Annotated in this window: 13 protein-coding genes; 11 read left to right on the top strand and 2 right to left on the bottom strand. The window is 59.7% G+C overall.

What is annotated here, in order from left to right; all coding sequences use genetic code 11:
• Positions 1-29: 29 nt before the first annotated feature.
• Positions 30-833, top strand: coding sequence for an IclR family transcriptional regulator (locus tag D8U70_RS11255; protein WP_016770958.1), 804 nt, complete (start codon positions 30-32; stop codon positions 831-833).
• Between the two features lie 11 nt (positions 834-844).
• Here the strand turns inward: D8U70_RS11255 and D8U70_RS11250 are convergent, their stop codons facing one another.
• Positions 845-1,897 (bottom strand): NAD(P)-dependent alcohol dehydrogenase, encoded by a 1,053-nt coding sequence (locus tag D8U70_RS11250; RefSeq protein WP_130928894.1) that lies wholly within the window; start codon positions 1,895-1,897, stop codon positions 845-847.
• Between the two features lie 191 nt (positions 1,898-2,088).
• On the opposite strand from D8U70_RS11250, the gene D8U70_RS11245 reads away from it, so the two are divergent.
• The gene (locus tag D8U70_RS11245) at positions 2,089-2,979 is read left to right on the top strand and encodes an AraC family transcriptional regulator (protein ID WP_016770956.1); all 891 of its coding nucleotides are present in this window, start codon (positions 2,089-2,091) and stop codon (positions 2,977-2,979) included.
• A 122-nt stretch (positions 2,980-3,101) separates the two neighbouring features.
• Here the strand turns inward: D8U70_RS11245 and D8U70_RS11240 are convergent, their stop codons facing one another.
• Positions 3,102-4,766 carry an electron transfer flavoprotein-ubiquinone oxidoreductase gene (locus D8U70_RS11240; protein WP_024013896.1) on the bottom strand — a complete coding sequence of 555 codons (1,665 nt, stop codon included), beginning with the start codon at positions 4,764-4,766 and terminating at the stop codon, positions 3,102-3,104.
• A gap of 550 nt (positions 4,767-5,316) precedes the next feature.
• Between D8U70_RS11240 and D8U70_RS11235 the strand changes: the two genes are divergently transcribed.
• From D8U70_RS11235 to D8U70_RS11195, 9 genes are all read left to right on the top strand, one after another.
• Positions 5,317-6,066, top strand: coding sequence for an electron transfer flavoprotein subunit beta/FixA family protein (locus tag D8U70_RS11235; RefSeq protein ID WP_007908338.1), 750 nt, complete (start codon positions 5,317-5,319; stop codon positions 6,064-6,066).
• The gene (locus D8U70_RS11230) at positions 6,067-6,996 is read left to right on the top strand and encodes an FAD-binding protein (protein ID WP_056788298.1); all 930 of its coding nucleotides are present in this window, start codon (positions 6,067-6,069) and stop codon (positions 6,994-6,996) included.
• A gap of 81 nt (positions 6,997-7,077) precedes the next feature.
• Entirely contained in the window at positions 7,078-7,899 is an 822-nt protein-coding gene (locus D8U70_RS11225; RefSeq protein ID WP_130928893.1) for a transporter substrate-binding domain-containing protein, read from the top strand.
• Between the two features lie 9 nt (positions 7,900-7,908).
• Entirely contained in the window at positions 7,909-8,271 is a 363-nt protein-coding gene (locus D8U70_RS11220) for a DUF4398 domain-containing protein (protein ID WP_038860459.1), read from the top strand.
• Positions 8,268-9,080, top strand: a complete 813-nt coding sequence (locus D8U70_RS11215; protein WP_073472316.1) for an OmpA family protein — start codon at positions 8,268-8,270, stop codon at positions 9,078-9,080. Before D8U70_RS11220 ends, D8U70_RS11215 begins: the two co-directional genes overlap by 4 nt.
• A 201-nt stretch (positions 9,081-9,281) precedes the next feature.
• Positions 9,282-10,721: a PLP-dependent aminotransferase family protein gene (locus D8U70_RS11210; protein WP_130928892.1), complete on the top strand. Its 1,440-nt coding sequence runs from the start codon at positions 9,282-9,284 to the stop codon at positions 10,719-10,721.
• Between the two features lie 78 nt (positions 10,722-10,799).
• Positions 10,800-11,273 carry a translation initiation factor 2 gene (locus D8U70_RS11205; RefSeq protein ID WP_130928891.1) on the top strand — a complete coding sequence of 158 codons (474 nt, stop codon included), beginning with the start codon at positions 10,800-10,802 and terminating at the stop codon, positions 11,271-11,273.
• Positions 11,274-11,436: 163 nt separating this feature from the next.
• Positions 11,437-11,691 (top strand): YkgJ family cysteine cluster protein, encoded by a 255-nt coding sequence (locus D8U70_RS11200; protein ID WP_071173185.1) that lies wholly within the window; start codon positions 11,437-11,439, stop codon positions 11,689-11,691.
• A 40-nt stretch (positions 11,692-11,731) separates the two neighbouring features.
• Positions 11,732-12,337 (top strand): START domain-containing protein, encoded by a 606-nt coding sequence (locus D8U70_RS11195; RefSeq protein ID WP_071173184.1) that lies wholly within the window; start codon positions 11,732-11,734, stop codon positions 12,335-12,337.
• Positions 12,338-12,605: the final 268 nt, after the last annotated feature.

The raw sequence follows: 12,605 nt of genomic DNA, 5'->3' as shown, positions 1-12,605 counted from the left end.
TTCCTTCGCTCAACGGTAAAAGGCTGGATATGCAGGAAGACGCCCCGGAAAAAACCAAGGACGCCGCGCCCACCGGCACCCAGACGCTGCTGCGCGGCCTCGGTGTAGTGCAGGCGGTGGCCAGTGGCGCGCGTGATCTCAAGGAGATTGCCCGGCTGATCGGCACCACGCGCAGCACCACCCATCGTCTGGCCAGTTGCCTGGTCGACGAGCGTTATCTGCGCGTGGTGCCGCAGATCGGTTATCTGCTCGGGCCGAAACTGATCGAACTGGGCTTTCAGGCCCGTGAAGAGTTGCCGCTGGTGACCCTGGCCGGGCCGTATCTGGACGAGCTCTCGGCACTGACTGGCGATACCGTGCACCTCGGAATCCGCGAAGGCGACGAAGTGCTGTACCTGCTGAAGAATCCAGGACGCAACGGCCCGGAAATGCGCTCGCGGGTTGGCCATCGCATGCCGCTGGTGCGCACCGGGATCGGCAAGGCCTTGATGCTCGATGATTCGCCGCAGGATTGGCGGCGGCTGTATGACATCAGCCTGCCGGCAGGTGGGAAAAGTCAGTTCTGGCCGCAGCATCCCCAGCAGTCGTGGGAACAGCTTGAGCAGCGCATGGGCGAATACGTTGCCGGTGGCTACGCGTTCGATCTGGAAGACAACGAACCGTCGATCCGCTGCGTGGCGGCGCCGATTCGTGATGCGAGCAAGGGCATCGTCGCGGCGATCAGTATCGCCAGCACCGTGCCGTACATGCCGCTGGAAAAAATGGCCGAGTTGATCCCCCTGCTGAAAGGGGTCACAACCCGGCTGTCGGCGGAGCTGGGCTTGAAGGTGTAAGCCGTGAAGGTTTAGGCCTTCAGCGTGGCCATGTCGATGACGAAACGGTACTTGACGTCACCGGCAATCATCCGCGCGTAGGCTTCGTTGATCTGGCGGATGTCGAGCATTTCGATGTCGCAGGTGATGTTGTGCTCGGCGCAGAAATCCAGCACTTCCTGGGTCTCGGCGATACCGCCGATCAAGGAACCGGCCAGCACGCGGCGGCTCATCACCAGTTTGCCGGCGTGGACGGGCGGGTTCACCGGCTCGATCAGGCCGACCAGAATGTGCACACCGTCGAAACGCAGGGTGTCGAGGTACGGGTTCAAATCGTGCTGCACCGGAATGGTGTCGAGCAGGAAGTCGAAGTAGCCGGCCGCGGCCTTCATCTGCTCGGCATCGGTGGATACGATGACGTGATCGGCGCCCTGACGGCGACCTTCTTCAGCCTTGCTCGCCGAGCGTGTGAACAGCGTGACTTCGGCGCCCATGGCCTTGGCGAACTTGATGCCCATGTGGCCGAGGCCGCCCATGCCGAGAATCCCGACCTTGTCACCGGCCTTGACGCCGTAGTGCTTCAGCGGCGAGTAAGTGGTGATACCGGCACAGAGAATCGGTGCGGCGCTGGCCAGAGCGAGTTTCTCGGGGATGCCCACAACGAAGTGTTCGCTGACCACGATGCTGTCGGAATAACCGCCCATGGTGTTGCTGCCATCGACCCGGTCCGGGGTGGCGTAAGTCATGGTCGGGCCTTCGAGGCAATATTGCTCGAGGTTCGCCTGGCAGGCTTCGCAGCTGCGGCAGGAATCGACCATGCAGCCGACGCCAACCAGATCGCCTACCTTGTGACGGGTGACATTCGCACCGACTGCGGTGACTTTTCCCACGATCTCATGGCCAGGCATCAGCGGATAAACGGCGATGCCCCATTCGTTGCGTGCCTGATGGATGTCGGAATGGCAGACGCCGCAATAGAGAATTTCGATCGCCACGTCGTCGGCGCGCGGGCTGCGGCGTTCGAATTTCATCGGGGCGAGGGGAGTGGTGGCCGATTGGGCGGCATAGCCGATGGCGGTGTACATGGGGTGACCTCGCAAAAACAGTGACAAGTGAGGCGGTGAATTCTGGCCGCCAGAGGCGGGTGCGGCCATGACGATTTCTCCGGGTCTCATGCCTAATCCTCCGGCATGCGGGTTTCGGCGATCGCATTGGCCAGCGGATCTGCGATGATGTTTTCATCCCCTTTTCCGTGAATTTTACGAAGACCTATTCGATGCAGTTGACCCGTCATCTTGATGCCAATGCCCGGCTGGTTTCGCTGATCGAGCCACTGGCGCTGCGCGATGGCTACAGCCAGACCGGCCTGCCCGGCGTGCAGATTTTGCGCGCCAGTTGCGACGTCGCCCGTGGCCCGCATATCTACGAGCCGAGCCTGATGATCATCGCCCAGGGCAGCAAACTGGCGTTCCTCGGCCCACGAACCATGGAATACGGCGCCGGGCATTACCTGATCCAGGCGCTGCCGGTGCCGTTCGAATGCGAAACCTTTGCCTTGCCCGATGCGCCATTGCTCGGTGTGTCGGTGGCGATTGATCGCGTCCTGCTCGGCGAACTGGTGCTGGCCATGGGGCTGGCGCCGGGGCGGCATATTCCGGCGCAGACGCCGGAGTCGATGACCTCGGTGGTGCTCGACGATGGCATGCGCGGTTGTGTCGAACGGCTGCTCAGCTGTCTGCACGATCCGCTGGAATGCCAGATTCTCGGCCCGGCGCGGGTTCGCGAATTATTGTTCGTCGCGCTGCGCGGGCCGCAAGCGGATGTGTTGCGAGCGTTGGTCGAGCAACAAGGGCAATTTGCCCGGGTGGCGGCGTCGATCAGCCATCTGCATGCGCATTACACCGAGCCGCTCAATGTCGAGACACTGGCCGGTTGCGCGAACATGAGCGTGTCGACGTTTCATGAGCATTTCAAACGCAGCACATTGTTGTCGCCGGTCCAGTATCTGAAGCGTTTGCGCTTGTTGAAGGCGCAGACGCTGCTGGTGGCGGAGGGGCTGGGTGTCGCGCAGGTGGCGCATCGGGTGGGGTATCAGAGCACGTCGCAATTCAGTCGCGAATACAAGCGCTACTTCGAACGCAGTCCGGGGGATGAGCGCGCTGCCTGATCCACCGATAATCCCTTGTGGGAGCGAGCAGGCTCGTTCCCACAGTTGTTTTGTGGTGGCAGAGGAATTTTGGGCAACAAAAAGGCCCCCATTTCGGGAGCCTTGTTGTTCAGCGTTTCGACTTACATGTTCGGGTAAGTCGGGCCGCCGGCGCCTTCCGGCGCCACCCAGGTGATGTTCTGCGCAGGGTCCTTGATGTCACAGGTCTTGCAGTGCACGCAGTTCTGGGCGTTGATCTGGAAGCGCTTCTCGCCGTCTTCCTTGGTGATCACTTCGTATACGCCGGCCGGGCAGTAGCGCTGCGCCGGTTCGTCGTACAGCGGCAGGTTTTTGCTGATCGGGATGCTCGGATCGGTCAGCTTCAAGTGGCACGGCTGCTCTTCTTCGTGGTTGGTACCGGAGATGAACACCGAGCTGAGTTTGTCGAAACTCAGTTTGCCGTCAGGTTTCGGGTAATCGATCTTCTTGCAGTCGGCCGCGAGCTTGAGGCAGGCGTAATCCGGCTTGGTGTCGCGCAGGGTGAATGGCAGTTTGCCGCCGAAGATGTTCTGGTCCAGCCAGTTGAAACCACCGCCGATGATCGCGCCGTACTTGTGAATCGCCGGGCCGAAGTTACGGCTGGCGAACAATTCTTCGTGCAGCCAGCTGTTCTTGAATGCGTCGACGTAAGTGGTCAGTTCGACGGTGCAATCCTGCTCGGCGAACAGCGCATCTGCCACCGATTCCGCCGCGAGCATGCCGGACTTCATCGCCGTGTGGCTGCCTTTGATCTTGGCGAAGTTCAGGGTGCCGAGGTCGCAACCGATCAGCGCGCCGCCCTTGAAGACCATTTTCGGCAGCGAGTTCAGGCCGCCCTTGGCGATGGCGCGGGCGCCATAGCTGACGCGCTTGCCGCCTTCCAGATATTGCTTGAGCACCGGGTGATGCTTGAGGCGCTGGAACTCATCGAACGGCGACAGGTAAGTGTTGCTGTAGGACAGGTCGACGATCAGACCGACCACCACCTGATTGTTTTCCAGGTGATAGAGGAACGAGCCGCCGGTGTTCTCGGTGCCCATGATGTCCAGCGGCCAGCCTGCGGTGTGCACCACCAGGCCTGGCTGATGCTTGGCCGGGTCAATTTCCCAGATTTCTTTCAGGCCGATGCCGTAGTGCTGAACGTCGGCATCGCTGTCGAGGTTGTAGCGCTTGATCAGTTGCTTGCCGATGTGGCCACGGCAGCCTTCGGCGAACAGCGTGTATTTGCCACGCAGTTCCATGCCAGGGGTGTACAGGCCTTCTTTCGGATGGCCTTCGCGGTCGACGCCCAGATCACCGGTGATGATCCCGCGCACTACGCCGTTTTCATCGATCAGCGCTTCCTGAGCGGCGAAGCCCGGGTAGATTTCCACACCGAGGTTTTCCGCCTGCTGAGCCAGCCAGCGGCACAGGTTGCCCAGGGAGATGATGTAGTTGCCTTCGTTGTGCATGGTCTTGGGCACAAAGAAGTCAGGAATCTTCTGCGCGCTGTCAGCGTTTTTCAGCACGAAAATGTCATCGCGTGTGACGGGCGTGTTCAGCGGCGCGCCGAGCTCTTTCCAGTCCGGGAACAGTTCGTTCAGGGCGCGGGGTTCGAATACCGCACCGGAAAGGATGTGTGCACCGACTTCGGAGCCTTTTTCGACCACGCAGACGCTGATTTCCTTACCGGCGTCAGCGGCCTTCTGCTTCAAGCGGCAGGCGGCGGACAGACCAGCGGGGCCGGCACCGACGATGACGACGTCGAATTCCATGTATTCGCGTTCCACAGGCTATCTCCTACTCAAGGCTCAACAGTTTTTTTTCTAATATGGAGGTTTGATCTCGCATCCGTATTGCCTTTACGTTAACGTCAAAGGGAATATTGGCGAATCCACCTTTCTCTCTAGGCGGCGCATTATATCTACACCACTCCGAGCGTCCAATACAAACGTTTGTTTGAATCGCCTCCAGCCCTGATAAATCAAAGAAGCGCGGCTTATGACAGGGCATTTTGGCGTATTGACCAGAATGGGCGTTCCGGTCAAGATACGGGCGGTTTTGCGCTCGCCGTAGGCAGACTGGCGGTTTCAAGAGCACCTCTAAAGACAGGGCACAGGCAGTAGACGGTGATGCGCAGCGCAAGTCCGGCGCGCAGTTTACACAGCGTGAGAATGAATGACCCGACAGTCACCCCTGACGAACGGTCACCGCTCTTCGCGAAGTGAATCACCTCACATTCAAGCCGGCGTTTTTAGAGGTGCCCTTGTCGCCCGATGAGCATCATCCGCCAGGTTCGCCTAGGCGACTTTCTTTTCACCGGAGAGTAACGAGGAATCCATGAAGGTTCTTGTAGCTGTCAAACGCGTTGTGGATTACAACGTCAAGGTCCGCGTCAAGGCGGACAATTCCGGCGTCGACCTCGCCAACGTCAAGATGTCGATGAACCCGTTCTGCGAAATCGCCGTGGAAGAAGCCGTACGCCTGAAAGAGAAGGGCGTTGCGACTGAAATCGTCGTCGTCTCCATCGGCCCGACCACCGCTCAGGAGCAGCTGCGTACCGCACTGGCTCTGGGTGCCGATCGCGCCATCCTCGTCGAATCCGCTGAAGACCTGACCTCGCTGGCCGTGGCCAAGCTGCTCAAGGCTGTTGTCGACAAGGAACAGCCGCAGCTGGTGATTCTTGGCAAACAGGCGATCGACAGCGACAACAACCAGACCGGCCAGATGCTCGCGGCACTGAGCGGCTACGGTCAGGGCACCTTCGCTTCGAAAGTCGAAGTCTCCGGCGACAGCGTTGCCGTGACCCGCGAAATCGACGGCGGCGCGCAGACCGTTTCGCTGAAACTGCCAGCCATCGTCACCACCGACCTGCGTTTGAACGAGCCGCGCTACGCGTCCCTGCCAAACATCATGAAAGCCAAGAAGAAGCCTCTCGAAGTGCTGACTCCGGACGCTTTGGGCGTTTCCACCGCCTCCACCAACAAGACCCTGAAAGTCGAAGCGCCGGCTGCACGCAGCGCGGGCATCAAGGTCAAGTCGGTGGCTGAACTGGTTGAAAAACTCAAGAACGAAGCGAAGGTAATCTAAATGACTATCTTGGTTATTGCTGAACACGACAACAAAGTGCTGGCCCCGGCCACACTGAACACCGTGGCCGCTGCTGCCAAAATCGGCGGCGACATCCACGTTCTGGTAGCAGGTCAGGGCGCAGGCCCGGTGGCCGAAGCCGCAGCGAAAATCGCTGGCGTGAGCAAAGTCCTGAATGCTGACAACGCCGCCTACGCGCATCAGCTGCCAGAGAACGTAGCTCCGCTGGTTGCAGAGTTGGGCAAGAATTACAGCCACATTCTGGCTGCCGCCACTTCCAACGGCAAAAACATCCTGCCGCGCGTTGCTGCTGCGCTGGACGTTGACCAGATCTCCGAGATCATCTCGGTCGAAAGCGCTGACACTTTCAAGCGTCCGATCTACGCCGGTAACGCCATCGCCACCGTGCAATCGACCGCCGCGATCAAAGTGATCACCGTGCGCGCCACCGGTTTCGATCCGGTTGCCGCTGAAGGTGGTTCGGCTGCCGTTGAAGCCGTTGGCGCTGCGCACGACGCCGGTACTTCGAGCTTCGTCAGCGAAGAGCTGGCCAAGTCCGACCGTCCTGAGCTGACCGCTGCCAAGATCGTCGTTTCCGGCGGTCGCGGCATGCAGAACGGTGACAACTTCAAACACCTGTACGCGCTGGCCGACAAGCTCGGCGCTGCTGTTGGCGCTTCGCGCGCTGCGGTTGACGCAGGTTTCGTACCGAACGACATGCAGGTCGGTCAGACCGGCAAGATCGTTGCGCCACAGCTGTACATCGCCGTCGGTATCTCCGGCGCGATCCAGCATCTGGCCGGCATGAAAGACTCCAAGGTGATCGTTGCGATCAACAAGGACGAAGAAGCGCCGATCTTCCAGGTGGCCGATTACGGTCTCGTGGCGGATCTGTTCGAAGCAGTACCTGAGCTGGAGAAGCTGGTCTAATCCGGCGGCTTCACTTATAAAGAGCCCGGCCTGTTGGTCGGGCTTTTTTTTGTCTCGAATTTCAAGCGGGAGCGTTTTGCCATGGATCTGCGCTGCGGATGGTTGTTGGGATGGTTGCTGTTGCCAGGTTTGGCCATGGCCGCTGGCAAGTGCGAGCGCCTGGTCGTCACCGGCAGCCCGGACGCGCCGCCGTACTTGTGGCAGGACCCGCAAAACCCCAAGCGCTTGATCGGCGCCAGTGCCGATCTGTTGCAGCAAGTGGCCAAGGATCTGGGCATCAAAGTCGACCTGCTCTACGCCGGCAAACGCTCGCAGGCCCTCGATGAAGTGCGCAGCGGGCGCATGGACATGCTGGCCGACGCGCCGCTGACCGTGAATGAGCTGGAGAACTTCGACTTCATTCATCCGCCACTGCTGGAAAACGACTACCTGGTGTGGACCCGCAAAGGCTCGACGCTGACCTATGCCGAGGCCAGCGACCTGAAAGGCCATGCCGGCGCGGTGTCGGAAAAGTCGCGGATGACCCAGGCATTCGGCACTTTCGCCGAGCAGAATCTGACGCTGACCCGCACAGCCAACCTTACCGAGGCACTACAGAAGTTGCTGTTGGGCGAGGTGGAATATGTCCTCGCCGGACGTTACTCAGGCTTGGCCGCCGCTCAGACATTGGGCATGACCAGCGATCTGTTGGCGTTTGAACAACCCATCGACCGGCCGGGTCTGTTCCTCGCGGTTTCGCATAACTCGGCCTGCAACGATCCGTGGTTGCGCGGACAGCTCGCCAAAAAGATGACAGAATTGCCCGCGTCCGGACTGACGGAAGCCGCGCTGCAACGCAACATCGAGCGCTGGAAGGCGCAACAGCAGCAGCCGCCACAACCTGTCAGTGCCCCAAAACAGTAGGGATTCTTAGTGAGTATTCGACCTCTTTTCGCGGCTGTGGCCGTTCTGGCCCTGGCCGGGTGCGCATCCGATCCGGCACCCAGTGAACAAATGCGTCTGACCGAACAAGCCATCGTGCAGGCCAAGGCAGTCGGCGCCACCGCTGACGAAGTGCCGGAAATGCAACTGGCCGAAACAAAATACAACCGCGCCAAAGGCAGCATGGCCGACGAGTCCTATCGCAACGCGCGCATGCGTGCCGAGCAGGCGGAACTGGATGCACGTCTGGCCGAGGCCAAGGTGCTGACGAAAAAAAGTGAAGAACAGCTGAATGTGCTCAATACCCGCATTGTCCGCCTGCGCAAGCAGCTGCAACTGGGGGAAGCGCAATGAGCCTCAAGTCCAATGCTCTCGGCATTCTGATCCTCGCCGGTTGCGCCAGCCTCTACGGCTGCGCCGGCCAGCACAGCGAGGCGGCACTGCAACAGGCCGGCGCTGATTTCCAGAAGGTCAAGGAAGATTCCAACGTGCTGCGCATCGCGCCGAAAGACGTGATCCGCGCCGGCGAGTCCCTGGCCCGCGCCGATCGACTGTCGACCTATTGGGGCAGCGGTGCCGACGTGGTGCATTACGCCTACCTGAGCCAGCGCTACAGCGAAATCGCCCGCGAGCACACCAACCAGGCGCTCAACGAAGAACGCGCAGCCAAGCTCGAGCTTGAGCGTCAGCGTCTGCAACTGGCCCTGCGCGAATCGAAACTGCTCAGCGTGCAGCAACAAGGCAAGTGGCTGGAGGAACAGATCGTCGCGCTGGCGACCACACAGACCGATCGCGGTCTGGTGATGACCCTCGGCGACGTGTTGTTCGACACCGGCCAGGCGGAACTGAAAAACTCGGCCAACCGCGTCGTGCTGAAGATCGTCCAGTTTCTGCAACTCAACCCCAAGCGCGTGGTGCGCATTGAGGGTTACACCGACAGCACCGGTGGCAGACAGGAAAACCTCAAACTGTCCCGCGATCGTGCGCAATCGGTGGCTGACGTGCTGGTCGATCTGGGTATCGACGAAAAACGCATTCAGGTCGAAGGTTACGGCGACCAGTTTCCGGTCGACGCCAACGCCTCCGAGCGTGGACGGGCGCAGAACCGCCGCGTAGAAATCGTGTTCTCTGACGAAAAAGGCCAGCTCGGCGCCGCCCGCTAAGGGCTGCGTCTCTGGAAAGCCCGGGCTGTCATGCAGTGCCGGGCTTTTTTGTGTCTGTCGATTGCCGCGCAAAACCGTACAGATGGGGCAGACACCGCACTGTATGGTCGAGTAATCTGGCAACTGTCCCAGTACACTTCTAAACTGTTCCGGTATTGTTTCACACAAGAATAAAACGCCCGTGAAATCGAGTGCTGCGTCATGACCAATCTCTTGCTCTACCAACGTATTGCTCAGCAACTGGCCGAAGACATCCGCCGTGGTGTCTATCAACCGGGGGAGCGCGTGCCTTCGGTGCGCAAGATGAGTTCGCAGCTCAACGTCAGCCATGCGACGGTGTTGCAGGCGTATGCCAACCTTGAAGATCAGGGCCTGATCCGCGCCCGGCCGCAGTCGGGTTACTACGTGCACCAGACCCCAGCGCTGACCGCGCCGACGCCGGACATCGCCCGGGTCGAACGGCCGGGGCTGGTGACGCGCAGCAGCATCATTCAGCAGGTATTGGTCGAATCCCGCCGCGAAGGCGTGTTTCCGCTGGGCGCTGCGGTGCCGAGTGTCGATTATCTGCCGGTGCGCGCGCTGCATCAGCAACTGGCCAAGGTCACCCGGTTTCACAGTCCACGGGCGTTCAGCTATATGTTCAGCCCCGGCTTCGAGCCGCTGCGCCGGCAAGTGGCGATCCGCATGCGTGACGCTGGCGTGGTGGTCGATCCGTCGGAAGTGGTGATCACCCACGGCTGTGTCGACGCCTTGCAGATGTCGTTGCGCGTGCTGACCCGGCCGGGCGATCTGATCGCTGCCGAATCGCCGACCTATTACGGCCTGCTGCAACTGGCCGATCTGCTCGGTCTGAAAGTCATCGAAATCCCCAGCGACCCCGCTACCGGCATGAGTCTGGAAGCCTTGCAACTGGCCGCCAACCAATGGTCGATCAAGGCACTTGTGCTGACTACGCGCCTGAGCAATCCCCTTGGCGGCACCATGCCGGAAGAGCGGCAGAAACAGTTGCTGCGCTTGGCCTCGGATTTCGACATTCAGATCGTCGAAGACGATATCTACGGCGAACTGATGTTCGAGCAGGGCCGTACCAAGGCGCTGAAAGCCTACGACCGCCTGGATCGGGTGATCTACTGCTCGAGCTTCTCCAAAACCTTGTCGCCAGGTGTGCGTATCGGCTGGATGATCGCCGGCAAATACCAACAGGAAATCCAGCGCCTGCAAACCTTCAGCACCCATTCGGCGTGCAGCGTTACGCAGATGGCGATTGCCGCGTATCTGGAAAACGGCGGTTATGACCGGCATTTACGCTATATCCGTCAGGAATACCGGAAAAACCTCAGCGCGTTCCAGCTGGCGGTTCAACAGTATTTCCCTGAAGGCACGCAAATGTCCCGGCCCACGGGCGGCTTCATCCTTTGGGTGAGCTTGCCGGGGCGGGTCAACACTCAGGAATTGCATGTCCGCGCACTGCAACAAGGCATCAGCATCGCGCCGGGTCTGATCTTCAGCAACACCGAGCAGTTCAACCACTGTATCCGCCTCAACTGCGGCATTCCGTGGAACCGCGAGGCGGAGCGCGCGCTGATGACGCTGGGTCTGTTGGCCACCCAACTGTGTCAGGAAATGGCTGGCGGATTCTGAACGAGGAGGGCGGTGGTGCTTGTCATGTGACGCACAACAAGCGAGCATGTGGCCCTCTGCCGTTAGTTCGTTGGGTCCATGAAAGCCATTGTTCCTGCCGCGTGGGTATTGCTGGGTTTGTTGATGATCGGTCAGGCACCGGGTGTCATGGCGGCCGCAGCCCAGGAAAAACCGGCAGCGACCAGTACCACGAACAAAGCCACCAAAACCGTGGCTCCGGCAAAAAAAGCCCAGGCCAAAAAAAATGCCACGGTGAAGAAGCGCCGCCCGGTTGCCTCGAAGTCGAAATCCGCGAGCGAAGTGGCCAAGACCAAATTGCCGCCGGCAAAACTCGATCTCAGCCTGCCCAAGGATATGGTTGAAGACCTGAAGCCACAGGGCACCGTAGAACTGCCCAAACGCGAGGCGATCCTGCCGCAGATGTTTGGCGAAAAAGATAACGGCTTCCAGCTCAACGGCCGCTTGCTCAGCAATGAAATGGAGTTGCAATTGCGCAACGAAGCGCGACGCGATGTGGAAGGTGCGGCGCTGGATTTCGAATTCAAGCAATAGATGCAGCCCTCTGCGACGCGCAGACCAGACGCTTCGTCGGAGACTGCCTGGTCACTTTTACTTATCGTTGAAAAGCCGCTCGCAGCAATTTGAAACAGCTGTTTTAGCGGTTACTCTGTTCCCCGTCTCTTTACACATCGCCCGTCGCGAGGATCTGTTCGTCATGAAATGCCGTGAAGGCTGTGGCGCTTGCTGCATTGCCCCCTCCATCAGTTCGCCGATTCCCGGCATGCCCGATGGCAAACCCGCCGGCGAACGTTGCGTGCAACTTTCGGTCGATAACCTGTGCAGCATTTTCGGCCGTCCGGAACGTCCGGCTGTCTGCTCGGGTTTCGCTGCGGATGTCGAGGTTTGCGGCAGCAGTTCGCAAGAAGCGATCAGATTGATCGGCTGGTGGGAGCAGATGACGGCGGCATGATGTGTTCACCAACGGAACTTCAACAATAAGGAATAACACTATGGGTTCGCTGCACCGTATCGCTGTGTTGTGTGGTCTGACTGCCGTACTTGCCACTTCGGTCGTCCACGCGGAAGACTGGAAAGTTGCCAAGAACGAAGACGGCATCAAGGTTTCCCTGAGCGAAATACCCGGTTCGGACTACAAGTCCTACCAAGGCGTCGCGCTGATGAAAACCACCGTCGCCAAACTGCGCGCCTTGCAGGAAGACGTCTCCGGCGCCTGCGCGTGGATTCACGAATGCAAGAGCCAGAAACTGCTCAAGCACGAAGGCGATCTGAGCTGGACCTATTCGCAATTCAATACGCCATGGCCGGTGACCCCGCGTGATTCGGTGTTGAAAATCACCACTGTTGAGGGTGCCGATGGTAGCCTGACTCGTAATCTTGAAGGCGTGCCGACCTATCTGCCGGAAGAAAAAGGCTTCGTGCGGGTCCAGCAAGTCAAGGGCTTCTGGAAGTTCGTGCCTAAGGGCGATCAGGTCGAAGTGACTTATCAGGTGCACACCGAGCCGGGCGGTAGCGTGCCGGCCATGGTCGCCAACAAGTTTGTGGTGGATGCGCCATTCAATACCCTGAAAGCGCTGAAAGAACGCGCCGAGAAATAATCAATTCGCTGTAAGCAAAACGCCCCGACCGGTTCGGGGCGTTTTGTTTTGTCTCTAAATTGTATTTCCAGATATGCGTTGCACGAAATTTTCACAAAGTCTCCAAGACAATTCGCCCGCACTTGTTGCCTGCCATAGCGCTGCCAGCCCTTTGAATGAAAGTCTCGAAGAGCAGGGCAGTAATCAATGGCAATGGTGTGAACGATCGTGCAACATTTGCGCACCGCGCACGCCCCGGGGTCTGGACTGACCAATAGAGGGCCTGGCG

This window comes from Pseudomonas sp. Sample_20, assembly GCF_004307585.1.
GTDB classification, from domain to species: Bacteria; Pseudomonadota; Gammaproteobacteria; order Pseudomonadales; family Pseudomonadaceae; genus Aquipseudomonas; species Aquipseudomonas atacamensis.
The sequence above is the reverse complement of the archived record's forward strand: the minus strand, read 5'-3'. Positions and strand labels throughout refer to the sequence as shown.